The organism is Lysobacter fragariae, from assembly GCF_054779775.1.
In genome coordinates this window covers 188,770-212,614 of sequence record NZ_BAAGXP010000006.1, presented here as the reverse complement: position 1 = coordinate 212,614, position 23,845 = coordinate 188,770, and the positions used below count along the sequence as shown (strand labels likewise).

General features: G+C 64.9%; 22 protein-coding genes and 1 tRNA gene. 7 read left to right on the top strand and 16 right to left on the bottom strand.

The window, feature by feature from the left end; translation table 11 throughout:
• Positions 1–45: 45 nt before the first annotated feature.
• The 12 genes from hisIE to hisS all read right to left on the bottom strand — a co-directional run bounded on the left by hisIE (position 46) and on the right by hisS (position 12,463).
• The gene (gene hisIE, locus ACYVD7_RS07020) at positions 46–654 is read right to left on the bottom strand and encodes a bifunctional phosphoribosyl-AMP cyclohydrolase/phosphoribosyl-ATP diphosphatase HisIE (protein ID WP_460760856.1); all 609 of its coding nucleotides are present in this window, start codon (positions 652–654) and stop codon (positions 46–48) included.
• The gene (gene hisF / locus ACYVD7_RS07015; RefSeq protein ID WP_460760853.1) at positions 644–1,468 is read right to left on the bottom strand and encodes an imidazole glycerol phosphate synthase subunit HisF; all 825 of its coding nucleotides are present in this window, start codon (positions 1,466–1,468) and stop codon (positions 644–646) included. Before hisF ends, hisIE begins: the two co-directional genes overlap by 11 nt.
• Complete coding sequence (hisA, locus tag ACYVD7_RS07010) at positions 1,462–2,223, bottom strand: 1-(5-phosphoribosyl)-5-[(5-phosphoribosylamino)methylideneamino]imidazole-4-carboxamide isomerase (RefSeq protein ID WP_460760850.1); 762 nt, start codon at positions 2,221–2,223, stop codon at positions 1,462–1,464. Before hisA ends, hisF begins: the two co-directional genes overlap by 7 nt.
• Positions 2,220–2,819: an imidazole glycerol phosphate synthase subunit HisH gene (gene hisH / locus ACYVD7_RS07005; RefSeq protein WP_460760847.1), complete on the bottom strand. Its 600-nt coding sequence runs from the start codon at positions 2,817–2,819 to the stop codon at positions 2,220–2,222. The genes hisA and hisH overlap by 4 nt, the downstream gene beginning before the upstream one ends.
• Entirely contained in the window at positions 2,819–3,904 is a 1,086-nt protein-coding gene (gene hisB / locus ACYVD7_RS07000; RefSeq protein WP_460760844.1) for a bifunctional histidinol-phosphatase/imidazoleglycerol-phosphate dehydratase HisB, read from the bottom strand. Before hisB ends, hisH begins: the two co-directional genes overlap by 1 nt.
• Entirely contained in the window at positions 3,901–4,989 is a 1,089-nt protein-coding gene (hisC, locus tag ACYVD7_RS06995; RefSeq protein WP_460760841.1) for a histidinol-phosphate transaminase, read from the bottom strand. The genes hisB and hisC overlap by 4 nt, the downstream gene beginning before the upstream one ends.
• Positions 4,986–6,287, bottom strand: a complete 1,302-nt coding sequence (gene hisD, locus ACYVD7_RS06990) for a histidinol dehydrogenase (RefSeq protein WP_460760838.1) — start codon at positions 6,285–6,287, stop codon at positions 4,986–4,988. Before hisD ends, hisC begins: the two co-directional genes overlap by 4 nt.
• Positions 6,284–7,204, bottom strand: a complete 921-nt coding sequence (hisG, locus tag ACYVD7_RS06985; RefSeq protein WP_460760836.1) for an ATP phosphoribosyltransferase — start codon at positions 7,202–7,204, stop codon at positions 6,284–6,286. The genes hisD and hisG overlap by 4 nt, the downstream gene beginning before the upstream one ends.
• Positions 7,201–7,533: a YerC/YecD family TrpR-related protein gene (locus tag ACYVD7_RS06980; protein WP_460760833.1), complete on the bottom strand. Its 333-nt coding sequence runs from the start codon at positions 7,531–7,533 to the stop codon at positions 7,201–7,203. Before ACYVD7_RS06980 ends, hisG begins: the two co-directional genes overlap by 4 nt.
• 349 nt (positions 7,534–7,882) lie before the next feature.
• On the bottom strand, positions 7,883–8,701 hold the full coding sequence (locus ACYVD7_RS06975; RefSeq protein ID WP_460760830.1) for a thioesterase II family protein: 819 nt from the start codon (positions 8,699–8,701) through the stop codon (positions 7,883–7,885).
• A 421-nt stretch (positions 8,702–9,122) separates the two neighbouring features.
• The gene (locus ACYVD7_RS06970) at positions 9,123–11,015 is read right to left on the bottom strand and encodes an HAL/PAL/TAL family ammonia-lyase (protein WP_460760828.1); all 1,893 of its coding nucleotides are present in this window, start codon (positions 11,013–11,015) and stop codon (positions 9,123–9,125) included.
• A complete protein-coding gene (hisS, locus tag ACYVD7_RS06965) occupies positions 11,012–12,463 on the bottom strand; it encodes a histidine--tRNA ligase (protein ID WP_460760825.1) in 1,452 nt (483 codons plus the stop codon). The genes ACYVD7_RS06970 and hisS overlap by 4 nt, the downstream gene beginning before the upstream one ends.
• Positions 12,464–12,655: 192 nt before the next feature.
• On the opposite strand from hisS, the gene ACYVD7_RS06960 reads away from it, so the two are divergent.
• The 7 genes from ACYVD7_RS06960 (at position 12,656) to ACYVD7_RS06930 (ending at position 18,307) form a co-directional block, all read left to right on the top strand.
• Positions 12,656–12,732 (top strand) — tRNA-Pro (locus tag ACYVD7_RS06960).
• Positions 12,733–12,863: 131 nt separating this feature from the next.
• Positions 12,864–14,108, top strand: coding sequence for a pepsin-like aspartyl protease (locus ACYVD7_RS06955; RefSeq protein WP_460760822.1), 1,245 nt, complete (start codon positions 12,864–12,866; stop codon positions 14,106–14,108).
• Positions 14,109–14,171: 63 nt separating this feature from the next.
• Positions 14,172–14,963, top strand: a complete 792-nt coding sequence (locus tag ACYVD7_RS06950) for an SAM-dependent methyltransferase (RefSeq protein WP_460760820.1) — start codon at positions 14,172–14,174, stop codon at positions 14,961–14,963.
• 34 nt (positions 14,964–14,997) lie between these two features.
• On the top strand, positions 14,998–15,228 hold the full coding sequence (locus tag ACYVD7_RS06945) for a hypothetical protein (RefSeq protein ID WP_460760817.1): 231 nt from the start codon (positions 14,998–15,000) through the stop codon (positions 15,226–15,228).
• Between the two features lie 188 nt (positions 15,229–15,416).
• Positions 15,417–15,938 (top strand): GNAT family N-acetyltransferase, encoded by a 522-nt coding sequence (locus ACYVD7_RS06940; RefSeq protein ID WP_460760815.1) that lies wholly within the window; start codon positions 15,417–15,419, stop codon positions 15,936–15,938.
• 300 nt (positions 15,939–16,238) lie between these two features.
• Positions 16,239–16,499: a hypothetical protein gene (locus ACYVD7_RS06935; protein WP_460760812.1), complete on the top strand. Its 261-nt coding sequence runs from the start codon at positions 16,239–16,241 to the stop codon at positions 16,497–16,499.
• 8 nt (positions 16,500–16,507) lie between these two features.
• The gene (locus ACYVD7_RS06930; protein WP_460760809.1) at positions 16,508–18,307 is read left to right on the top strand and encodes a GGDEF domain-containing protein; all 1,800 of its coding nucleotides are present in this window, start codon (positions 16,508–16,510) and stop codon (positions 18,305–18,307) included.
• Between the two features lie 84 nt (positions 18,308–18,391).
• On the opposite strand, the gene ACYVD7_RS06925 is transcribed toward ACYVD7_RS06930, so the two are convergent.
• From ACYVD7_RS06925 to ACYVD7_RS06910, 4 genes are read right to left on the bottom strand one after another with little or no spacing between them, the layout of a single operon-like run.
• Positions 18,392–19,189, bottom strand: coding sequence for an amidohydrolase (locus ACYVD7_RS06925; protein ID WP_460760807.1), 798 nt, complete (start codon positions 19,187–19,189; stop codon positions 18,392–18,394).
• Positions 19,190–19,247: 58 nt separating this feature from the next.
• Entirely contained in the window at positions 19,248–20,408 is a 1,161-nt protein-coding gene (locus ACYVD7_RS06920; protein ID WP_460760804.1) for a TrbL/VirB6 family protein, read from the bottom strand.
• 30 nt (positions 20,409–20,438) lie between these two features.
• A complete protein-coding gene (locus ACYVD7_RS06915) occupies positions 20,439–21,260 on the bottom strand; it encodes a hypothetical protein (RefSeq protein WP_460760801.1) in 822 nt (273 codons plus the stop codon).
• Between the two features lie 32 nt (positions 21,261–21,292).
• Complete coding sequence (locus ACYVD7_RS06910) at positions 21,293–23,767, bottom strand: VirB4 family type IV secretion/conjugal transfer ATPase (RefSeq protein ID WP_460760799.1); 2,475 nt, start codon at positions 23,765–23,767, stop codon at positions 21,293–21,295.
• Between the last annotated feature and the right edge of the window lie 78 nt (positions 23,768–23,845).

The following is a 23,845-nucleotide window of genomic DNA, read 5'->3' as shown; positions in this document are numbered from 1 at the left end:
CGGCACCGCGATCATGCGGGCGTCCGGATGACGCTGGCAACCGCCCTAGCCTGCTGCGTGGCGCTCCTGCAACACGGCTACAGCATCTGCAAGCGAAAGCCCGCGGGTGCGCAGCAATACGACCAGGTGATACAGCAGGTCGGCCGCTTCGCCCTTGAGCTCGTCGTCGTCCTGCGCAACCGCGGCGAGCGCGACTTCGACCCCCTCCTCGCCGACTTTCTGCGCGACCTTGCGGGCACCGGCTTCGAACAGGCGCGTGGTGTAGCTTCCGGCCGGTCGCTCGCGCTCGCGCCGGGCTACCAGCGCGGTGAGTTCAGCCAGGAAATCCGCCGGGGCATCCGGAAAGCAACTCGCACGCCCCAGGTGGCAGGTGTCGCCCTGGGGCCGTGCCAGCACCAGCAATGTGTCGTTGTCGCAATCGGACTGGAGGCTGACAAGATCAAGGAAGTGGCCGGAACTCTCGCCCTTGGTCCACAGGCGTCCCTTGCTGCGGCTGAAGAAGGTGACGCGGCGCGAGTCCAGCGTCGCCTGCAGCGCATCCCGGTCCATGTAGCCGAGCATCAATACGCGTAGCGTATCGGCGTCCTGCACGATAGCGGGCAGCAGTCCGCCCTGCTTCTCCCAGTCGAGCGCGGCGATCTGCTCAGGCGACATGACTGACTCCCGCCGTGGCTGTATTGCGTTCGCGCGGCACGTCGACGATGCGAACATCCACGCCCTCGTTGCGCAGGAACTGCTTCAGCAGTGGAATTTCGATCTCTCCGGAGTGGAAAACACTGGCCGCCAGCGCGCCGTCCACGTCCGCCAGCTTGAATACCTGCACGAAGTGTTCGACCGACCCGGCGCCGCCCGACGCCACCAACGGCACGTCGCACACCGAACGGACCTGCTGCAGTTGCAGCAGGTCGTAACCGTCGCGCACACCGTCGCTGTTCATGCAGTTGAGCACGATCTCCCCGGCGCCCAGGCGCTGTGCCTCGGCCACCCAGTCGAGCGTGCGGGCCGGCAGCGCCCGCGTCAGCGACGGATCGCCGGTGTAGGCACGCACGCGCCACTCCCCGTCTGCGTCGCGCTGGCTGTCGATACCGACCACCACGCATTGCACGCCGAAGGCATCGGCCAGTTCGCCGATCAACGCGGGGCGTTCCAGCGCGGGCGTGTTGACGGAAATCTTGTCGGCGCCGGCGTGCAGGACGCGGCGCGCATCTTCGACGCTGCGGATCCCGCCGGCAACGCAGAAGGGAATGTCGATCACGCACGCAACGCGCTCCACCCAGCTGCGATCGACACTGCGCCCCTGTGGGCTGGCGGTGATGTCATAGAACACGAGTTCGTCAGCGCCGCTGTCGCGATAGCGGACCGCAAGCTCGACGATGTCGCCCATGTCCACGTGGTCGCGAAAACGCACGCCTTTGACCACGCGGCCGCCGCTGACATCCAGGCAGGGAATGATGCGACGACTCAGCATGGCGCGGCCTCGTTCAATGCGTCCGCCAGATCGAAGCGGCCTTCGAGCAGCGCCTTGCCGAGGACGGCGCCGGCACATCCCGCTTCGCGTGCGGCGCTGATGTCGTCGAGGCCCGCGACGCCACCGGACGCCTGCAATTGAGCCTGCGGCGCCAACGTGCGCAGACGACGGTAAAGCGCGATGTTCGGTCCGGCGAGCATGCCATCGCGGCCGATGTCGGTGCACAACAGGTGGCGGAGTCCGGCTTCGGCATAGCGCGCGAGAAGCTCATCGAGGCCGATCTCCGCGTCCTGGGTCCAGCCGCTGACGGGAAGCCTCCAGCGACCGTCGGAGTCTTCACGGGTGTCCAGCGCGATGGTGATGCGGTCGACGCCGAACTCGCGCAGCCATTCCATCACCTGCAACGGCTCGCGCACCGCCAGGGAGCCGATCACAACGCGTGATGCGCCGGCCTCCAGCAGCGTTTCGACATCGCGCCGCGTTCGCACGCCACCGCCGGTCTGCACTTGCAGCAACGTGTCCTGCCGGATCTGGCGCAGCAAGGGCGCCAGCGTGTAGCCACCCTCTCGCGCGGCGTCCAGATCGACCAAGTGCAGCCAACGCGCACCGGCTTGTGCGTATTGCCTTGCGAGCGCAAGCGGCTCGGGGGCGTAGCGCGTTTCCTGCGCATAGTCGCCCTGGCGCAGTCGCACCACGCGACCGTCGCGAACGTCGATGGCGGGATACAGGGTGAAGGCGTTGCCGGAGGCGCTCATGCCAATCCCCCCGAGAGAAAATTCTCTAGCAGTCGCGATCCCGCGGCAGCCGAACGTTCCGGGTGGAACTGGGCACCCCAGCGATTTCCGCGGCGCACGACCGCCGAGAACGCGTCACCGTGCGTTGCACTGGCGAGCGTGTCCCCGGTCACCGGTGCCGCATAGCTGTGCACGAAGTACACCTGCGTGTCGTCATCGATGCCATCCAGCAGCGGGTCGCTCTTGATCCGGGTGAGCGCGTTCCAACCCATGTGGGGCACGCGAATACCTTTTGCCGCGGTCAACTTGCGCACGCGGCCTGGCAACAACCCCAGGCACGGCGTGTCGCTTTCTTCCGATGATTCGAACAACAGCTGCATGCCGAGGCAGATGCCGATCAGGGGCTGCTGCAACCCGCGCACGACGTCGACCAGACCGAGCTCTCGCAGACGCGCCATTCCCGCCGGCGCCGCGCCGACACCCGGCAGGATCACGCGATCGGCTTGGGCAATCGTCGCGGGGTCGGCGCTCAGGCGCGCATCCACGCCCAGGCGCCCCAGCGCGTAACGCACCGAACCGATGTTGGCCCCGCCCGAATCGATGAGCACGACGTCCATCACAACAGTCCCTTGGTGCTGGGCAGTTCAGTGCCCTCGCGCGCGATCGCCTGGCGCAGTGCGCGCGCGACGACCTTGAAGCAGGCCTCGACCTTATGGTGGTCGTTGTCGCCATTCACGGTCAGGTGCAGGTTGATGCCAGCGGTTTCGCAAAGCGAGCGGAAAAAGTGCGGCACCAGCTCCGTTGGAAGCTCGCCCACGCGCTCGCGGCGAAATTCGCCATTGAAGACGAAATACGGACGCCCGGAGAGATCCAGCGCCGCTGTCGCAATGGCTTCGTCCATCGGCAGCGTGAAGCCGTAGCGTGCGATGCCGCGCTTGTCGCCCAATGCCTGGCGCAACGCTTGCCCCAGCGCCAACGCGCAGTCCTCGACGGTGTGGTGCTCGTCGATGTGCAGGTCGCCTTCGCAGCGCAGGTCCAGGGCAAAACCGGCGTGTTTGCCAATCTGTTCCAGCATGTGATCGAAGAAGCCAATGCCGGTCACCGCACGCGCTTCCGCGCTGCGATCCAGATCCACGTCGACGCTGATGCGGGTCTCGCGCGTGTTGCGCGTCACCTGCGCGCGACGGGGCGCATCAACCAGCTCGCGTGCGATCGCAGCCCAATCCCATTCGCCACCAAACCCGTCCGTGCGCAACTTGAACGCGCGGACACCCAGGTTGTCGGCAAACGCCACATCGGTATCGCGGTCACCCACCATGGCGCAACGCTTCCAGTCGATGGATCTGTCGCGCAGGTAGGCCTGCATCAAACCGAGCCCCGGCTTGCGCGTAGGCGCCTTGTCGGCAGGCAAGCTGCTGTCGATCAGCACGTCGGAAAACGCGATGCCCTGGCTGGCGAACACGCCCATCATCAGTTCATGCGGCCCATCGAACTCGGCCTGCGGGAAGGCCGGTGTGCCCAGACCGTCCTGGTTGGTCACCATGACGAACTCGTAGCCGGCATCGCGCAGTCGCAACATGGCGGGGATCACGCCTTCGACGAAGCGGAGCTTCTCGTAACGGTCGATCTGGAAGTCGGAGGGCTCCTCGATCAACGTACCGTCGCGGTCGACGAACACAATGGCACGGGCGGATGCGTTCATGCCGCCACCCCACAATCCACGGTGCGGCGCAGGACGGTGAGGACGCGGTCGTTCTCATTCGGCGTGCCGATGCTGATGCGCAATGCGTCCTCCAGCCCAGACACGGCGCGAAGGTCGCGGACGACGATACCTTCCGCTAGCAGCGCGTCGAACACGATCTGCGCCTGTGTGCACCTGAGCAACAGGAAATTCGCGCTGGAGGGATACACGAAACGCACGCCAGCGAGTTCCGGCAGCGCCTGGCACATGCGTTCGCGCTCGCTGATCGCCACGGCGACGCGGGCATTGGTCTGCTCAAGCGATTGCGATGACAGCGCGGCAATCGCGGCGTCCACGCTGGCCTGCGGCAACGGATACGGCGCCTGGCAGCGACGCAGCACGGAGATCAGCTCCGGAGCGGCAATCACGCTACCGATCCGGGCAGCCGCCAGCGCGTGGGTCTTCGACAAGGTGCGCAGCACGGCGACATTGGGATGCGTCGCCAACAGCGCCACGGCAGAGGCGGATTTCGCGAATTCGATGTAGGCCTCGTCCACCACCACAAGCGCAGTACCGCGCAGGCGCGACGCCAACGCAGCGATGTCCTCAAGCGCAAGCAGGTTGCCACCGGGATTGCCGGGCGAACACAGGAAGACGATCTTCGCGCCTCCGCGTCGTGCAGCTTGGGCGACGGCATCGAAGTCGCAGGCGTAGCCATCCGCGCGATCCAGCAGCGGCACATCGATCACACGGGTGCCATGCAGGCGGGCACTGACGGCGTACATGCCGAAGGTGGGTGTCGTCACGACAATCGCGTCGCCGCCGGGCACGCACAGCGCGCGCACCAGCAGGTCGATGCCTTCGTCGCTGCCCCGGCCCATCAGCAGTTGCGTGGGATCGCAGCCATACACTGCCGCCAGCGCTTCGCGCAGCGCGGCCGGTTGTGGATCCGGATAGCGGCGCAGGCGACCTTCGGGATCGGCACGGTTCGCCCACGGCGATTCGTTGGCGTTGAGCCAGATCGAACCATCCAGCGAGTCGCTGCGTGCCGAGCGGTAGCCGCCGAAGTCGCGAAGATCCTCGCGCACCAGATCGAGCACGTTCATGCGGCAAGCGCCTCCAGCCGCAGGCTCACGGCGCGGCTGTGCGCGTCCAGTCCTTCCGCATTCGCCAGCTCCACCGCACACGGACCGATCGCCGCGAGGCCATCACGTCGCACTTCCTGCACGGTGATGGCGACCTGGAAACTCGCCACGGACACACCGCTGCACCAGCGTGCCGCGCCGCTGGTGGGCAGGACGTGGTTGGTGCCGCTGCAATAGTCGCCCAGCGCTTCCGGTGCCCAGTCGCCGAGGAATACCGAGCCGGCGCTGCGCACGCTGCCCAGCCAACTGCGCGCATCGCGCAAGGCCAGGATCAGGTGTTCCGGTGCGTACTGGTTGCTGATGGCGAAGGCATCGTCCAGTGCACCGACGCGGATCATCGACGACGACTGCAACGCGGTTCGGGCGATGGCGGCACGCGGCAGCGTCGCCAGCTGTTGCTCCAGCTGAACAGCCACCGCGTCCAACATGGCGTCATCGGTGGCGATCAACACCACTTGCGAATCCGGGCCGTGTTCGGCCTGCGACAACAGGTCGGCGGCGACGAAGGCAGGATTGGCGCCCGCATCGGCGATCACCAGCACTTCCGAGGGACCGGCCGGCATGTCGATCGCCGCGCCGCCTTCCATCATCGACACCTGCCGCTTGGCCTCGGTGACGTAAGCGTTGCCCGGCCCGAACAGCTTGTCGCACCGCGACACGCTGCGCGTGCCCAACGCCATCGCGGCGATGGCCTGCGCGCCACCGAGCTTGAACACGTGGTTGATGCCGCACACGCGCGCCGCAAAGAGCACGGCGGGGTCGGCACTGCCATCGCGACGCGGCGGCGTGCACAGCGTGACTTCTTCGCAACCGGCCAATTGCGCGGGAATACCCAGCATCAGCGCGGTGGACGGCAACGGCGCGGAGCCGGCCGGAACATACAGGCCGACGCGCGGAATCGGGCGCAGCACGCGTTCGCAGCGCACACCGGGCGCAGTGTCGATGGCGTATTCCTTCGCCATGCCGGCCTCGTGGAAGCGGCGGATGCGCGAAGCGGCGTCGAGAATCGCGCCGCGCAACTGCGGCGAGAGCAAGGCTTCGGCGGCATCGAATTCCTGCGATGTCGCGCGGAAGTCGTCCAGCGCGACACCATCGAAGCGCAGGCACAGCTCGCGCAATGCGGCATCGCCGTCATCGCGCACGCGAGCGATCAGCTGTGCCACCGCCGCGCTGGTTTCAGCTGCGGTGACCTGCGCGGGACGACGCAGCACGGCGTCGCGCTGCGCGGCGTCGAGTGCATTCCACTCCACGCGCCTCATGCCAGCATGCCTTCGACCGGCAGCACCATCAGGCCGCGCGCACCGGCGCGGCGCAGGTCTTCCAGTCGCTGCCACGTGAGCGCGCCGTGGCACAGCGCCTGCAGTGCCAGGCGGTCTTCGCCATCGATCTGCATCACGGTGGGCGCGTCGGCATCGGGCAGCAGCGGCAGCAGCGTCGGCAGCAGCTGGCGCGTCGCCTGGAACATCAGCAACTTGCTGTTGCGGATGCGCGTGGCGCCGTCGAGGCGGCGCAGCAGCAGTTCGGTGAGTTCGGCGCGGACGTCGTCGAATGCCTTGGCGGGACCGGCCAGCACCGCTTCGCTTTCAAGCAGTGTGAGTACGGGCTTGAGCTGGTTTGCCGCGAGCGTGGCGCCGCTGGACACCAGGTCGCAGATGGCGTCCGCCTGCCCCAGTCGCGGCGCGATCTCCACCGAACCTGACAGCAGCACAACCTGCGCATCAATGCCCTGCTCCGCGAACCAGCGCGCCAGCAAGCGCGGATAGCTGGTCGCGACGCGCTTGCCCTGCAGCTGTGAGGGATCGCGCCAGCTCCAGCTTTCCGGCACCGCCAACGCCAGTCGGCAGCCACCGAAACCCAGCGGGCGGAACTCGCGCAGCCGCGCGCCCTGTCCGGACGCCTGTCCTTCCAGATCCGTTTCAACCAGCACGTTGCGGCCGACGATGCCCAGGTCGCACACGCCGTCGGCAATCAGGCCTGGGATGTCGTCGTCGCGGACCAGCAGCAGGTCGATGGGCAGGGTCTCGCCGTAGCAGAACAGCCGGTCGCGGCTTTCGCGCCAGCTGAGCCCGCAGGACGCGAGGACCGCGCGGGCGGGCTCGGCCAGGCGGCCCGACTTCTGGATGGCGATGCGCAGACGGTCGCGCGGAGCGGTGTTGGCGGGGGTTGCGGGGCTCATGAGTTCTGTTCACTGGTCGGCGCGGTGCCGCCCTGTTGTTCGATGGCGGCGGCATAGCCACCCGCGCCCCGGTCCAGGGTGCGGGCGACACGGCCGATGGTGGTGACGCTGACCAGGGTGCGGTCGTGGATTTCGCGGTACGGCACGCCCTGCTGGATCAGGGGGACCACGCGCCAGCGGTCGGACATGGCTTCCAGCTCGGCCGGCGTGCACAGGTCGTCCAGGAAGGCCCGGACCTGCGCCGGATCGGACAGGCCAGCGAAGGCCGCGGCCAGGTCGTCGATCGGGTCGCGGGTGCCGGGGGTGTCTTCGTGGGGACGTCGTTTCATTGCGTCTTCCGTCGTGAATGTATTAACGCGTTAATACATTAAACCATCGGATTGCCAGCCGTCAACGCGAAGGGGGCCCCGGGATGACGGCGGCAGGGCTTGCGCGCGCACAACCGGGCGTGCCGGGGCCGAGGCCCTTGCCGACCGACTTCGGGAGCCCCTTGGGGCCCGTTCACGCTCTTGGATCAGGTCAGGGCGACCGATCCCGCCCGGGACGGGAACTGCCACTTTCGAGCTGCCGAGCAGCCTGAGAGCCCACGTGGTCCGGACAGTGAATGGGGCGGACCGAAATCTCCATGGCTCCCTTCGCACCAACGAGGGAGCCGAAAGTCAGAAGCTACCCGTCCGCTCACGCGGTCAGCGCAGCCTGCGACGGAACCTGCGACGACAGATGGGGCGCGAAAGCCATGGCCTCGCTTACCCGCCTCGACACGCCGCGCAGGTGGCAGGCCAGCTCCCCGACGCGGTCGTTGATGAAGAAATGATCGCCATCGAACTCGGTGAACGCGAAGTCGCCGGTAGTCATCGCCGACCAGTCGTGCATGTCATGGCCGGGCGCGAGTGCGTCACGACGACCGGCACAGGCATCCACCGGAACGCCAATCGGTCGGTTGCCAAGTCGGCCGAAGCTTTCGCCCAGACGGAAGTCGGAGCGCAGGCGCGGCAGCAGACCAGCCATCACTTCGGCATTGCCGAGAACATCCGCCGACATGCCGTTGAAGTCCGCCAGGAACCGGATCAGCGCGTCGTCATCGAGCGAATCCACCAGCGGCACATTGCTGGCCAGCGTGGGCGCGCGACGCGCAGCGACGACCAGGTGCTTCACCGCGTCGTTGCCCTCGCGGTCGAGCTGGCGAATGAGCTCATGCGCGATCAACGCACCATTGCTGTAGCCGAAGAACACCGTGGGGCGATCCAGCAGCGGCCGGATCTGCGGCAGGAGTTCGTCGACGAGGGCCGCGATGCATTCGATCGACGGCTCATGACTGCGCGCAGCGCGACCCGGCAGCTGCAGCGCAAAGGCGTCGATGCCCTCGCCCAGCTGCGCGCCCAATCCACGGAACGCCTGCGCAGCCGCGCCGGAATACGGGAACGCGAACAGACGCACCGGCGCGTCCGGGTTGGACGCGATGTGCAGGAACCACGGGTTTCGAGCGTTGACGTGCATTGCCGTTGCCACTCCATGCTTGCGTTGAGGTGCGCGGACACGCTGCCGAAACGGCCGCGTGTCCTTTCGATGCCCTCCTTGGCTGCGACTTGCGCACGCATCAACACCGGCCCCGCGCCGGAACGGCACAGGGCGAAGGCGTGGCGGGAGAAGGCGTTGTGGCTGTGGCCCCGCCCCCCCTAAGGGTGACGGGCAGCACACTTTTGCCGGCGCGGATGATACGCAGGTCTGATTGCGGTTGCACGACAAGGCCCCGGGCTGACGCAGCCCAGGGCTCTCCGATCAGGCGGCTACCCCTCTGGAGGGCAAGGACAAGCGGCGCCTTCGAGCTTGGAGGGGAATGAGGGGCGCGAACACGCGCCCCCCGAAGGATCTGCCGGAGCCAGCCGGGTTGGCTGGCTTCAGGTGCGCCGGCTCAGGCTCAGTCTTGTCCACGCGACGCCGAAAGCACGACGCCATCCTTCACCAACCGGACCATCGTGGCGACTTCACCGTCCAGCGCGCGGTCCACATCAAGGAACGCGATGTGCTCGCGGATGGCGGCATGGGCACGAGCCACGGCCCCACCCGGATGGAACGCCTCCGAACGGGCGAGCTCCGTACGCAGCCCTTCGACCTCGGCCAGGAAGCCCTCGCGGTCGCCGGAATCGGGAAGCGGGCTGCCCTGCACCTTCGCCGCCAGGCCTTCCGCGTCGGTACGCACGGCAAGCGAACGCGCCGCGTTGATCATGTCGCGACGCAGGTCCAGCGCCTGCGCGGCGGTGTACAGCTCCAGTGCGAGTACCTTGCCCAGGTCGCCGGCCATTGCCAGCACGTGGCGGGCTTCGTTCGCACCCATGGACACGTGGTCCTCGGCGTTCGCGCTGGTCGGGATCGAATAGACCGACGCCGGCATCGCGCGGCTGGTCAGGTCGTTGACGATCGCCGCAGCGGTGTACTGCACGATCATGTGGCCCGACTCGGTGCCGTCCTCGTTGCCGATCAGGAAGCCCGGCAGGCCGTCGTTGGTCGCGGCATCCACCAGCTTGTTGAGGCGGCGCTCGGAAATGCTCGCCAGCACCGGAATGGCGGCCTTCACGTAGCTCATCGCCAGTGCCAGCGGCATGCCGTGGAAGTGGCCGGCGGAAATCACCTGCTGTTCGACGAATTCCGCCTTCGCATCCGGGAACACGATCGGATTGTCGGTGAGCGCGTTGAGCTCGATCTCAAGCACGCGCGCGGCCTGCGCCAGCGCGTCGCGCACGGCGCCGTGCACCTGCGGGACGCACCGCAGCGAATAACTGTCCTGCGGCTGGTGCTTCTTGCCGCCGCGGAACGGGCGGAAGCGGTCATAGAACTTCTCGCGGCCATGGCGCTGGGAGAACGGCACCCAGTCCCAACCGATGTCGAAACGAAGGCCCTGCGATTCCTGTGTATCCCAGCTCCCGGGCTGCCACGGACGAAAACGCGGCACCAGGTGGTAGGCGATGTCGCAGAGGGTCGAACCTTCCAGCAGGCGGCGCAGGTTGGTGGCGGTGGCGACCTGACCCGGATGCGGGCGCAGCGCGTGGACTTCCTCGGCAAACGCGCCCAGGCGACCGGCGAATGCATCGAGCGTCATCGCCGCGGCAAGGTCGGCGGTTTCCACCAGCGCTTCCAGCTGCGCCAGCGCCAGCACGCCGGTGGCGAGCATCTGCGCGGTGCCGTTGTTCAGCGCCAGACCTTCCTTGTACGACAGCACCACCGGCGACAGGCCGGCGCGCTTGAGGGCTTCGCCGCCGGGGAGGCGCTCGCCCTGGTAGAACGCTTCGCCGCCGCCCAGCAGCACGATGGCCAGGTGCGACAGCGGCGCCAGGTCACCCGACGCCCCCACCGAACCCAGCTGCGGCACCACCGGCACCACGTTCGCGTTGAGCATCGCGGTGAGCGCCTGCAGGATTTCCACGCGGATGCCGGAATGCCCGCGCAGCAGCGTGTTGATGCGGATGCACAGCATCGCGCGGACGACTTCCGGCGCGAAGGGATCGCCCACGCACACGGCATGGGTGACGATCAGGTTGCGCTGCAGTTCCTCGTGCAGCGACTCGTTCGACTTCGCCACGCCCGGCAGCTGCTCGCGCGAACGATGCGCGCCCAGCAGCTTGTCGGCGTTGCTGCCGAAGCCGGTGTTGACGCCGTAGATCGGTTCCTCGCGGCGCGCCTGCTCGGCGAGGAAATCGGCCGCGCGCTTCACTGCCGGCAATTGCTCCGCAGCCAGTTCGACCATTGCGCCGTGAGCCACGGCAACCAGCTGCGCGCGCGTCAGCGAGCGGCCATCCAGACGAATCGACTTCATGCATTCACACCCTGCAGGATTTCACCCTGCGCAATTTCCACACGGAGCCGGCGCGTCAGTTCCGCGCGCGGCACTTCGAATTGATCCCCGCGCAGCAGGTCCTTGACGGTGACCGCGTCCTTCGCGATCTCGTCCTCGCCCAGCACCACCACGAAGCGGATGCCGACGCGATCGGCGTACTTGAACTGCTTCGCCAGCTTGCCGGCTTCCATCACTACTTCGGTGTTGAAGCCGTGGCGACGCAGCTCGCTGGCGACCGCCAGGCAGTGCGGCAGGTGCGCGGCGTCCATCTGCGTGACCAGCGCCTGCACGGTGCTGCCGGTGGACGCGCCGAGCAGGCCGGCCTCGCGCAGCTGCCAGAACAGGCGCGTCAGGCCGATGGAAATGCCCACGCCCGGCAGCTTCGACTTGGTGTAGTGGCTGGCGAGGTTCTCGTAGCGACCGCCCGAACAGATCGAGCCGATCTGCGGAAAGTCGTTGAGCGTGGTTTCGTACACGGTGCCGGTGTAGTAATCCAGGCCGCGCGCAATGGAGAAGTTCACCGCGTAGTGCGATTCCGGCACGCCCAGGGCGCGCACGAGTTCCAGCACTTCGCGCAGTTCGGCGACGCCTTCGCGCAGCGCCTCGTTGCCTTCGCCCAACGCGGCCAGCTGCGCCAGCGCGTCGTCGTGCGAGGTCGAACGCACCTTGACGAAGGCCATGATGCGATCGATGGCTTCTGCGGACAGCTCGAAGCCCTCGCCCGCCAGCGTCTGGCGCACGTGGTCCTCACCGCGCTTGTCGAGCTTGTCGACCTCGCGCAGCACCAGCGCCTGCAGCTCGCCATCGGCGATGCCCTGCGCTTCGAAGAACCCGCGCATCAGCTTGCGGTTGTTCATCTGGATGGTGAACGCACCGATGTTCAGCTCGGAGAACACCGCATGGATGACCGCGGGAATCTCGGCGTCGAAGCGCACGCTCAGCGCGTCCTTGCCGATGACGTCGATGTCGCACTGGTAGAACTCGCGGAAACGGCCGCGCTGGGCGCGCTCGCCGCGATAGACGCGCTGCATCTGGTAACGACGGAACGGGAACGCCAGATCGTGTTCGTGTTCGGCCACATAGCGGGCCAGTGGCACGGTCAGGTCGAAGCGCAAAGCCAGCTCCGGGACACGCTTGACCAGCGGTCCGATTGGATCGCCAGCCCTTAGTGGAATGCCGTGCGACTCCGCTGCTGCCGTGGAGGCTTGCTCCAGCGCGCCGGTGGACTGGACGAAATAGACCTGGCGTTCGGTCTCGCCGCCGGACTTGGTCAGCAGCACCTCCGACAGCTCCATCACCGGCGTTTCCACCGGCAGGAAGCCGAAACGCTCGTAGTTGCGGCGGATCACGTCCAGCATGCGCTGGAAGGCGATCTGGTCAGGAGGCAAAAGCTCCATGACCCCGGGCGGGGTACGCGGCTTGATCAAGCGGATGCTCCAGTATTTGGCGATTCCGAATCTGTAGGCCCGGATCGGTAGGCCCGGATCCGGCATGCCCGGCGCAGGCGCGCGGCATCACAGTTTAACTGGCGTCTCCGCTCCGACACCGTTTTGCGTGCCCGTCCGCTCATGCCTCTTGCTCATGGTGGGGACCATCGTTAGAATGCCGGGCTCAGCTGTCGGGGTGTAGCTCAGTCTGGTAGAGCGCTACGTTCGGGACGTAGAGGTCGCAGGTTCGAATCCTGTCTCCCCGACCAATCTGCTGAAATTGAAAAGGCCTTGGAAACATTAGTTTCCAGGGCCTTTTTGTTTGCGTTGCATTCTGGCGGCGCCTGGCAGGGTCGCCTGCTGTGGCAAAGTGCCAGGCACGCAACCTTTCTGACGCACGATGCCGCCCGGATCCCTGACGCTCGGCACCAACCTCGCCTACGCCAAAGGCGCCTATACCGTAGCCCTCGAATTCGGCAGCCAGCGCGATCGCGTCAATCTGCTGCTGGACACCGGCAGCAGTTCGCTGGTCGTGCTTCCCGAGGCATTCGATGCCACGCGCGACCAGCACCTGAAACCCACCCAGCTGGCGCAGCAGGTCAAGTACGGACAAGGCGCCTGGGCCGGGCCGATCCTGACTACGCAGGTCGGACTGGGCGAAGGCATCCACGCGCGACAGCTGGCCGGCGCGCAGTTCGCGCTGGTGCAGGCGGACAAGGTGAATTTCAGCAATTACGACGGGCTGTTCGGGCTGGCCTTCGGTGGCCTGGACAAGGCCCACGACATGAGCACCGTGCTTGCTGATCGCGGCGTTTCCCCCACCCTGACCTGGCCTTGGCCGTTCCCGGTCGACGCGGCCGGGCTGGAGGATTTCCGCAACCTGCTGCGCGAACAGCCGGCTGTGACGCTGACACCCCTGTTCTCCGCCGCCGAGGAGAACGGCGTGGTGGTGGACAAATTCGCCATGCTGATCCTGCGCTCGCTGGTCCACGTGCTGGACGACGAAGCCACCGCACAGGAACTCGCCAACGATCCGCTCAATCGCGGCGTGCTGGTGCTGGGCGGCGGCGAAGAGCAGCAGGACCTGTACGAAGGCGGCTTCCAGGACGTGGCGATCGTCCACGAGCTCTACTACAACGCGAACCTGATCGCCGTGCAGGTCGGATCGCAGCCCCGCGTCGATGCCCCGCCCCTCGACCCGGACGACGTCGCCCGTTCGGCCAGCAACGCGATCTTCGATACGGGGGCAAGTTTCCTCGTGCTGGAATCGACGCTGTACGACGCGCTCCTGGCCGGCTTTGCCGCCTACGACGAGCGCTTTTCCTCGCTGATCGAACGCTTCGGGAACGCTTTCGGCAAGGGCGCCGGATTGCCGAACAACACCATCGATCATCGCGACTGGCCCGACGTCCACTTCTACCTGGAATCGGAGGGCGGCGGCGAAGTGAAGCTCACCTGCACGCCGGGCGATTACTGGCAGCGCAACGCCTTGTGGGCAGGACAAACCTGCTTCCTCTTCATGCGCCAACTGCCGCACTGGCCGCGACAGTCCATCCTGGGACTCCCGCTGCTGAGCGGCTACTACTGCATTTTCGACAGGCGCGGCACCGGCGTGCTCAAGGTCGCCAAAGCCCAGGACATCTGAGGCGAAGCTGCGGGAAACTTCGGTAAGCTGCGACGCGCATTTGCCAACCAAGGGAAGGACGAAATGGAAATGAATGGCAGCCTGGTCTGCGTCGGGCTCGGCATGACGCTCGGCGCGCACATCAGTCCGCGCTCGCGCACGTACATCGAACAATCCGACGTCGTGTTCGCGGCGGTTTCCGATCCGATCGTGGAGCTGTGGCTGCAGCAGATGCACGGCGGCGTACGCAGCCTGCAGCCGTACTACGGCGACGACAAATCACGCCAGGACACCTATCGCGAAATGGTCGAAGCGATATTGACCGAGGTCCGCGCCGGACGACGCGTCTGCGGCGCCTTCTATGGCCACCCGGGCGTCTTCGCGCTGGCGCCGCATCGCGCCATCGAAAAGGCCCGGCTGGAGGGCTTCACCGCGCACATGGAACCCGGCATCTCGGCCGAGGACTGCCTGTACGCCGACCTGGGCATCGACCCCGGACGATTTGGCTGCCAGCACTACGAGGCCAGCCAGTTCATGTTCTACAAGCGCCGCATCGATCCTTCCGCCTATCTGATCCTCTGGCAGATCGGCATCGCGGGCGACCGCTCCCTCAAGCGTTTCGCCACGGGAGGCGAATACCGGCGGGTATTGATCGACCTGCTCGCACAGGACTATCCGCCCACGCATGAAGTGATCGTCTACGAGGCAGCCACCCTGCCGATATCGACTCCGCGAATGGAGCGCATGCCGCTGTCGGCGCTCGCCGACGCCACCTTGCACCTGCACTCCACGCTCGTTGTTCCACCCGCTGTACCCATGCAGGAAAACCAGGCGGTACTTGAGCAGCTCATGCGACTGGACGAGTGCGCCGCCTGAATCGTTGTTTCAACCATCTCTAAAGGAAGAGCAGATGTCGAACGTGATCCAGTTCCTCGAAACCATGGGCAAGAACGCTGCCCTGTCTCCGATCCAGTACGCCACCGCCGTGGCAGGTCTGGATATCGATGCTGACCAGCGCCGCGCGCTGCTCGACCGCAACCACCAGGCACTCAGCAACACGCTGGGCGGCCGCAGCAAGATGATGTGCCTGATCCTTCCGCCGGACGAAGAGCCGGCACCGGTGAACTACGAACGTCAGTAACGTCAGTAGCAATGCTGTCCGCATGGGTCGGTACGTCGGCCCATGCCTGCCAGGCGCGCCTTGAAGCGCAGGGGTTGGGCCTCGGCCCGATGACTCACGGGCGCCGCCGGCATCGGTGATTCTTCCGGATCGATCTCTACAGAACGCGCCCTACCGAACGTGCATCAGCACGACAACCCGGAGACTGAATGCGCACGCTGGAATCCTCTCGTCTGCTGCTTCGTCCCCTGGATGAGACAGACGAAGCATTGTACGGCGCCATCTATACCGATGCGGACCTGATGCGCCATGTGGGTCCGCCCTTGGATATCGGTTCCCTCCAGCGCAGTTTCGCTGCCGCCTGCCGCGGGATGTCACAAGTGCCGGTCCGCGCACTGTTCTGGGTAATGCGGGAAAGGGCGACGGATGCCGACATAGGCCTTGTCGCCCTCATGTGGCGCGAGGCCGGCAAGGCCGCGGAAATCGGCGCCATGGTGCTGGCTAAAGCGCATCGCCTGGGGTACGCCCAGGAAGCAATGTCCACGGTGATCGACCACGCCTTCAACCACTTGGAGGTGTCGAGCCTGTGGGGACACCATCCATCTGCCAACACCGCCTCGATCGGATTGATGGACGGACTCGGGTTTGTCCGAACTCCCGCCACCCACCCCAATCTCGACTATCGATGGGAGCTGCCCCGAAGCCGCTGGGCGGAACTCCGGCGCGAGTAATTTGCCCAATCTGGCGGCATTTCGGATAGGGTGGACGCCTGCCTCTGGGGGGAGCGCATTGGAATGGGTAGGGTTGGTCACCTGATCCGCAATGGCTTGCGAGAATCCACCCTCGGTCCATCGGTCCACAGGACCATTCGTGCCTGCGGGGATATCGACCTGCGCAGCCCGGCGGCCACTGGAGCGCTCGGACTCAAGCACCTTCAATCCCCCTCTACGTGATATTTCCGACGAAACCGGTCCCGGCAACCGATCGCCCGGCCCACGCCGCAGTCTGTCCATCACAACAAGGAGTCGATGATGTCGAACGTTGTCCAGTTTCTTGAAACTCTCGGCAGGAACCCTGCCCTGAACTACTCCGCCGCCGTCGCTGCCCTGGATGTCGAAGATGCCGAAAGGCGGGCACTGCTCGCACGCGACCAAGCCGCGCTCAACGACCTATTGGGTGGGCGGAAGAAGGTGCTGTGCGCGCTGTTCCCGGCGGAAGGCGACGAGCCCAAGCAGGACGAGCAGCCCGATGACGGCGAAGCGCCGGATGGCGAGGCATCGATCCGGAATTGAGTCTTGAGATGAACGTGTACGCGCACAGGTTCGCTGGCTGGCTGATCGCCGCGGTGCTCTTGTGCGCGCTACCCGGAGCCGTAGCAGCGAGCGCAGGTGAGACCGCGACCCCTGCCACCTTCTCCGAACTCCTGGCCGAGGCGGACAAAGTCCGCAGCGCCAAGCCGCAGCAGTTTCGACAGCTGCTTGCCGAACTCGACAAACGCCGGGCAGAAGCCGCCCCAAGCCAGCGCGATCAGCTCGCCGTCCTCCATGCCTACGCCTGGGCCTACGACGGCAAATACGAACGCGCCGTCGAAGACGCCACCGCCATCTTCGACACGGCCAAGGACGTCAACGTCAAGTTCCGCGCGGGGTTGCTGATTGCCAATAGCTTTGCGATCAACCGGAATTTTGATGAAGGGCTGCGCGCACTCAACCAGACCCTTCCCCTGCGCAGCCGTGTCACCGATCCGGCGCTTCGTCAGGACGGCCTGAGCGTTGGCGCAGTGCTCTACAACCAGCTCGGTCAGTACGAGCTGGGACTGACTTACGCCGAAGAGATCCTCAGCGGCTCGCCCAGCCCGCGTGGCCGTTGCTTCGCCGGGCAACTCCGGCTCGAGGCGCTGTACAACCTCGGCAAGCTTCCACCCAAGGACGACGCGCTCAATCGCGTGATCGACGCGTGTTCGCAACAGGGCGAGCTGGTGGTCACCAACCTGGCCCGCAACTACCTGGCGCGCAAATGGGCCGCCGAAGGCCGGGTCCACGATGCGATCGCCCTGCTCGATCAACACCTGCCGCAGGTGCAGTCCACCCACTACCCGCGACTGATCGGTGAGACGCACGCGCTGCTGGCCGAATATCGCTTCACCACAGGCGACTTGGCCGGCGCCGAGCACCATGCCCATGCCGCCATCGACAGCTCGGGCCTCGACTACTCGCTGCCGCTCGCCAACGCTTACAAGACGCTGTACGACGTCGACGTGAAACGTAACGACCTGCAAGCCGCCCTGACCCACTACCGCTCCTATGCGGAGGCCGACCGGGCCTATCTCGACGTGGTCAAGGCCCGCGAACTGGCATTCCAGCTGGCGCGCCACGAAACACAACAGAAGACCCAGAAGATCGAGCTGCTCAACAAGCGCAACCAGGTGTTGCAGCTGCAGCAACGCGTCTCCCGCCAGGCCACGCAGAACACGCAGCTGATCGCCGTGCTGCTGGCGGTGCTGCTCGCCACCATCGGCTACTGGGCCTACAAGACCAAGCGCATGCAGATGTCGTTCCGCCGCCTGGCGGAGACCGATACGCTCACCGGCGTCAGCAACCGCCACCACTTCACGCGACAGGCCGAAGAAGCCCTCGCCTATTGCGAGCGGACCGGCCAGGACTCCGGCCTGATCATGTTCGACCTGGACCTCTTCAAGTCCATCAACGATCGCTTCGGCCACGCCACCGGCGATCACGTGCTGAAACTCGTCGCCCGGGAAAGCCAGCGCCACTGCCGCAAGAACGACCGCTTCGGACGCATCGGTGGCGAGGAGTTCGCGATCCTGCTGATCGGCTGCGACCTGGACGCCACGCTGCGCATGGCCAAGGTGCTGTGTACGCACATCGCCGGGATCGACACTGGCGAGAGCGGGCACCGGTTCCCGGTGAGCGCCAGCTTTGGCGTGACCACCGCGTCCCGGACCGGCTACGACCTGACCCGCATGATGTGCCACGCCGACGAGGCCATGTACCAGGCCAAGCGCGAGGGCCGCGGCACGGTCTGCCAGTTCTCCCAGGAGTCCCGGGAACAACGGCACGCTGACGCACAGATCGCGTGACCTGTGGCGCGGCCGCAATGGCCGGATCGCGACCGATCAATGCAGCTCTAAATCAGCGCTGCTCTAGATCAGCGCAGCTCCAAATCAACGCAGGTCGAAACTGTCCCCGTCGAGCATCGCGGGGAAGCGTTCACGGTGTTCCAGCAGCGGCACGGCCTGCAGCAGCATGGTGGAGACGAGTTCCTCGTCCGTGGCCTCGGTGAGCGGGTGGCCCAGGAAGTCGATCACCGCGCTGTCGCCGGAGTAATGCAGGCCGTTGCCGTCGGTACCGACGCGGTTGACGCCGGCGACGAAGCACAGGTTCTCGATGGCGCGGGCGCGCAGCAGCGTCTTCCACGGATAGCTGCGGGCCGAGGGCCAGTTGGCCACGTAGATCAGCAGGTCGTAATCGAGCAGCCCTTCGCGTTCGACGTTGAAGCGGTTGCGCGAGAACACCGGGAAGCGCAGGTCGTAGCAGACCAGCGGACAGATGCGCCAACCCTTCCACTCCACCGTCACGCGGTCGCGGCCGGCGGCATAGCGCTCGTGCTCCTTGCCGTAGCGGAACAGGTGGCGCTTGTCGTAGGTCTGCACGTCGCCGTCGGGTTTGACGAAGAACATGCGGTTGAACACGCCGCCACTGTCGCGAATCTGCACGCTGCCGCAGATGGCGGCATCGATGCTGGCGGCCCGTTCACGCAGCCAGTCGACCGTGGGGCCCTGCATGGTTTCGGCATTGGCAACGGCGTCGTTGCTGAATCCGCTGGTGAAGGTCTCCGGCAGGATCACCAGGTCCGTCGTGTTGTGCAGCGGCTCGATCAGGCGGCCGTAGTAGTCGCGATTTCCCGTCGGGTCGTGCCAGCGGGTGTTGCCTTGGATCAGGGAGACGCGGAGGTTTTTCATGGCCGGATTGTCCGCCGATCAAGGTGACGCGCACAACTTCGCACGCGTCGGCGCCGGATCAGGCGATGGTCGGTATGCGCGCCGCGATCCCCCGTTGACCGGTGGCCGCACCTTCCGCCGGTACTCCAGCCATGGGGCCGAGGAACTGCGGCGGCGAGACCTTCTGTTCCCGCTCGATCCATGGCGGCATTCCGCCCGCCGGCTGAGGCTTCGGTGCCGCGTCCGGCCGGGCAAAGGCATTGCCCCCGGAGTAATTGCCCAGTGTCCCCTGGAAAAACATGGCGGCCATCGGTGGCGCACTGAGGATCAACGCGCTCAGTATCACTCCCAGCCCGCCCTGCTGCATCGCCACGCTAGTCAGGCCATCGGAATAGTCAGGGCCCATGAGCTTGTCGGCCAAGCTGCCCGCCCAGAACGCAGGCGCCACTCGAAGCATCAACTCCAGGGAAATCGAGATCATCGCGCTCAGCACGGACATCGAGAACATTGTTCCCAGACCGTAGTAGAGCCACCGACCGAAAAGTGGCTTGGTCTGCTCGAACAGCAGCGAGAGGATGAAAATCGGGCCCAAGCCTATGAAGAGCGCCATGGCGACTTCATACATCAGTAGCGTGATGCCCGCGACTATCGCGGGCCCGCCCGCGCCGATTCCCGCGAACCACATGGCCCGCGTCTTGGCGGAATCAAGGTTCGGATCACTGGCCACATCGACGACATCGATGGCCGACAGCGCCACCTGCATCCATGCGAGGTTCTGGTCGATCCTGGTTTCGGGCAACTCGTCGTGCCCGGTAACCACGTAGTTGATCTCCTGCCTCAAGTCGTCGGTAAGGTAAGTTTTGAGCTGGGTCCCATAGACCCCCATCGTGGCGGCCACGCCGATGATGAACGTCGCCCGCAGGGACTGGGTGACCAGGGCCATCATCGATTCCCGGGACTGCCCCGTAACGATGCGGTAGCCCTGGATCAGTATCCACAACCACATCACCGTGAACGCGACACCGCCTGCCCACTTCATCGCGCGCGCCATCATCTGGAATCCGAAGTCCTGGATCTCCACGCGCAGGTAATCGAAGATCAACTGGAAGAACAGAAAATCCCCGAGTGAGCCTTCCTGCCCCTGAAAGCCCATCCAGTCCTTCCAGTCACCACCGTTTAACCATTCGACCACGACGTTGCCCCTTGCATCCTTGGCGTCCGCAGTAGCGGACGAGATCAACTCATTCCCTCGCGCTGGCAAGCAACCCCATCAGGGGCAGCTGTGCATCTTGCTTCCCGCACTGCTGGAGCACAGTGTCGTCACCAGCACCGCCGTCTTCACCAGGTCCTTGATCGGGTTCTTCTTTCCCTGAAGCGCCGTTCCGGCCAGGATCTTCTGGTTCTCCTCCATTGCCTGGATATAGGCATCGGCTGCCTGGACGTTCGCCTGCCAGGCCTGGAACTTCTGGTCGAACTCCGCCGCGACGCGCGTCGCGTCCTCGATGGCGGCGCTCACGGTGCCTTCTTCGTTGTTCGCGTTGCGGCGATCACCCAACTGCTCGACCGTGTTCTGCATCTTCGGAATCACCGAACTCATGAACTCAACCGTGTAATTGAGCTTGCTGTTCTTGGCCTGCTGGATCGCCGAACAGATCTTTCGCTGCTGATCCAGGTAATCGCCGCTGAAATCGAGCGTGAACGATTTCAGGATGCTGTCCATATTGAACCTCTCGCCACCGTTGCACCGCTCCGGCACCAGGTAGAAGGGATTCACCGGCTCCAGCTTCGCGCCTTTGGGCATGTTGTATTGGGTCATCAAACCGCCGACCTTGACTACCTGCTGCTGCCAGTGGTCGAGCGTGGACTTCCAGCGCACGATGTTTTCGCCGTATTCGGAGTAGTCCTGGATCTGCTGCGTCAGGGTGTTCATCTGATTCATTGACGACTGCATCAGATTGACACCGATCTCCACCACCGGAACCCCGATCACAGCTGACGCGCTTCCGGTGGTTAATGCCCCGCACAGCACCATGCCTGCAAGCAACGGTCTCTTCCCCGCACGCAGGCTTGTCGCGATTCCATTCTTCAACATGGCGTTACTCCTTTTGTTGGCTTCCTCGTGACTCATTGCATCGCCCCGGCTGTCTCCCGGGCATGGCCCGGCCTGGCAGTCATCGAACCGCCCTTGCCTGAACCCTTGCGCCGCTCATAGAAGCGTTGCAGCCAGTGCTCCGGGCGAAGTTCGTCGACGTCGATGCCCAGCCTGGCACCCGACTCGGCCAGGACGTGATGCATGATTTCGATGTTGTCTGTCGACGCCGAAATGACCGCCAGTGCATCGTCCATGCCGCGCAGGTTGAGCTGGCAGACGGTTGCGTTGTGACCCTGCTTGACCAGGAAGCAGCGGGAACGCTCGTCGAGGCTCTTCACCACCTGGAATTCCGCATCGGTCAGCTTCAACCCGTCGACATAGTCCTCGCGGTTGGCGTTCGGATTCGGCAGCAGGATCAACGTCGCGGTCTGCTCGATCAGCGCCGCTGAGATGTCGCTGGCCAGGGCGTCTTCCGGGCTCTGGGTCGCGAAAATCCCCAATCCGTTCTGCTTGCGGATGGTCTTCTGCTTGTTCTTGGCGAACTCCTTGAGGGCGCCGCCACCGTCCAGGATCTTCCAGAACTCGTCCATGACGTAGATCAGCGGACGCCCGTCGATCAGCGCCTCAAGCCGGTGTAGCAGGTAGTTGATCACCGGCACGCGGACTTCGGGATTGTCGATCACGTCGGTGTAGTCAAAGCCGATGATATTCGCCCGCTGCAGGTCGATCGTATCGACGGGGTTGTCGAATACCCAGCCCAGCGAGTTTCCAACGGTCCACTTGCGCAGTCGCGCGAAGAGGCCGTCGTCACCCATGTTGGGCAGGCTCTTCTGGAAATTCGTCATGCTGCGCAGGTGCAGCGGCGTGTCGAGCATGCTCTCGACAGCACGGAAAATATCTTCTTCCTCGCGCGCGCTGTACTGGGATTTCGCCGCCAGTACCTTGATCAGGTCGGCAAGGAACTGGACATTGGCTTCGTTCCTGTCGCACTGGAACGGGTTGAATCCGGTGGGCTGTCCGTTTTCCAATGCCAGGTAGTTGCCGCCGCAGGCGCGGACGAAAATTTCGGCGCCACGATCCTTGTCGAAGAAGAAAATCGTGGGTGACGGTTGGTATTTCTGTACCTGGCTGAGCAGGAAGTTGATCAGCGCCGTTTTGCCTGTACCGGACTTACCGATCACCATCGTGTTGGCGATCGCCTTCTCGCCGAGGGAATTTTCCGCGGGATGGGTGGCGTGGAAGTTGAAATAGTACGGCTGACCATTGGTCGTCTGGAGCGTCGTGACACACTCGCCCCAGGGATTGTTTTCCTTCTTCCCGGAAGAAAAATTGTGCAGCGGCGACAGGCCGAGGAAGTTCAGCGAACTGACGTTCGCCAGCCGGGTCCGATACTTCCAGTTACCGGGGAACTGCGAATAGAACGACGACGTCACGGCCAGGTCTTCCTTCGCGGAGACGAAGCCGGCATTGGACAGCTCCGCGCGAGCCGTGGCGATGTTCTGGGCCAGTTTCTCCTGGCTCTGTGCGTACAGCGCCATGATGAAATGGTATTCGCCCAGGACGAAGTTGCCTGAGGCCAACTGATCCATGGCGTAGTCGAGCTCCGCGATCTGGCTTACCGCCTTGTCGCCCGACGAGATCATCATTCCCTTGGTGCGGTCCAGGACCTTGAGCGCGTCCTGCCGACCCATGGGGCTGAAGGAATGAGTGATGACGTACTCGAAGTCCAGATACTTCAAGCCGTTAAGGATTCCTGGATAAGTCGCGTCGGTGTATTCCTTGATGTTGAGGATGGCACCGTAGTGGTTCACGCCGCCCGGCGCATTGATCGCGAAGTCGCCGGTCTTGTTGGAGAACATCAGCCGGCTGACCGGGAGGTAGTCGTACACCGGGGCCTGCAATACCGGGACGGGTTCGTCGATCCGGTTCAGGACGTAACCAAAGAACTCCAGCGTCTCCGAGAAAACGACGCCGTTGCCAGCTTCGTACATCCCGAGTCGATACGGCGCGTAGTCCTTGAGCACCGCCTCCACGTTGCCGGCCAGCTCCAGGACCTTGGCTATCGCCTGGTCCTGTTCGGCCTGGAGCTGCTTGATATCCGCCGATTTCTCGACAAAGCGCTTACCTGAAACGATGGGGCGATACATCATCGTCAGGTACAGCTCGTTCTGCATGATCTTCTGGCTGGACAGCGCTTCGAAGTAGCCGTCCGAAAGGTCCTGGTTGAACGCCTGTGCGAAGCGCGTGCCACCCTTGATCCGACGTCGCCGCCGCACGTCATGTACCCAGAACGCAACGTTCACGTAATCCGGTGCCCTCAGCGTCTGCAGCATCCGGTTGAACGTGTTGTGGCGATGCTCGAGATCCCCCTCCTCCCGGCCAACGAACGGCAACCCGCCAAGGTTCCAGACCATGAGGTAGTCACCGCCGGTCGTCTTCAGGACCGTCGGGGCGACATGGGTGGAGATCGGGAAGAACTCGCTGATGGGCGTATCGGGAGAGATCATGGGTTCGTCTGGTCGACTCAAGCACGGACGGCGCCGGAGTCTTTATGGATTCAGCGAACTGCGGGTCCAGGCTGCCCT

Coding starts and splice junctions, on each gene's coding strand:
- ACYVD7_RS06910 (WP_460760799.1), bottom strand. CDS start 23,767: ATGATCTCTCCCGATACGCCCATCAGCGAGTTCTTCCCGATCTCCACC.
- hisA (WP_460760850.1), bottom strand. CDS start 2,223: ATGAGCGCCTCCGGCAACGCCTTCACCCTGTATCCCGCCATCGACGTT.
- ACYVD7_RS06915 (WP_460760801.1), bottom strand. CDS start 21,260: ATGTTGAAGAATGGAATCGCGACAAGCCTGCGTGCGGGGAAGAGACCG.
- ACYVD7_RS06970 (WP_460760828.1), bottom strand. CDS start 11,015: ATGAAGTCGATTCGTCTGGATGGCCGCTCGCTGACGCGCGCGCAGCTG.
- hisH (WP_460760847.1), bottom strand. CDS start 2,819: ATGGACGTCGTGCTCATCGATTCGGGCGGGGCCAACATCGGTTCGGTG.
- ACYVD7_RS06955 (WP_460760822.1), top strand. CDS start 12,864: ATGCCGCCCGGATCCCTGACGCTCGGCACCAACCTCGCCTACGCCAAA.
- hisG (WP_460760836.1), bottom strand. CDS start 7,204: ATGAGCCCCGCAACCCCCGCCAACACCGCTCCGCGCGACCGTCTGCGC.
- ACYVD7_RS06940 (WP_460760815.1), top strand. CDS start 15,417: ATGCGCACGCTGGAATCCTCTCGTCTGCTGCTTCGTCCCCTGGATGAG.
- ACYVD7_RS06935 (WP_460760812.1), top strand. CDS start 16,239: ATGTCGAACGTTGTCCAGTTTCTTGAAACTCTCGGCAGGAACCCTGCC.
- ACYVD7_RS06930 (WP_460760809.1), top strand. CDS start 16,508: ATGAACGTGTACGCGCACAGGTTCGCTGGCTGGCTGATCGCCGCGGTG.
- hisC (WP_460760841.1), bottom strand. CDS start 4,989: ATGAACGTGCTCGATCTGGTGCGCGAGGATCTTCGCGACTTCGGCGGC.
- ACYVD7_RS06945 (WP_460760817.1), top strand. CDS start 14,998: ATGTCGAACGTGATCCAGTTCCTCGAAACCATGGGCAAGAACGCTGCC.
- hisD (WP_460760838.1), bottom strand. CDS start 6,287: ATGAGGCGCGTGGAGTGGAATGCACTCGACGCCGCGCAGCGCGACGCC.
- hisIE (WP_460760856.1), bottom strand. CDS start 654: ATGTCGCCTGAGCAGATCGCCGCGCTCGACTGGGAGAAGCAGGGCGGA.
- hisF (WP_460760853.1), bottom strand. CDS start 1,468: ATGCTGAGTCGTCGCATCATTCCCTGCCTGGATGTCAGCGGCGGCCGC.
- hisB (WP_460760844.1), bottom strand. CDS start 3,904: ATGAACGCATCCGCCCGTGCCATTGTGTTCGTCGACCGCGACGGTACG.
- ACYVD7_RS06950 (WP_460760820.1), top strand. CDS start 14,172: ATGGAAATGAATGGCAGCCTGGTCTGCGTCGGGCTCGGCATGACGCTC.
- ACYVD7_RS06975 (WP_460760830.1), bottom strand. CDS start 8,701: ATGCACGTCAACGCTCGAAACCCGTGGTTCCTGCACATCGCGTCCAAC.
- ACYVD7_RS06980 (WP_460760833.1), bottom strand. CDS start 7,533: ATGAAACGACGTCCCCACGAAGACACCCCCGGCACCCGCGACCCGATC.
- ACYVD7_RS06925 (WP_460760807.1), bottom strand. CDS start 19,189: ATGAAAAACCTCCGCGTCTCCCTGATCCAAGGCAACACCCGCTGGCAC.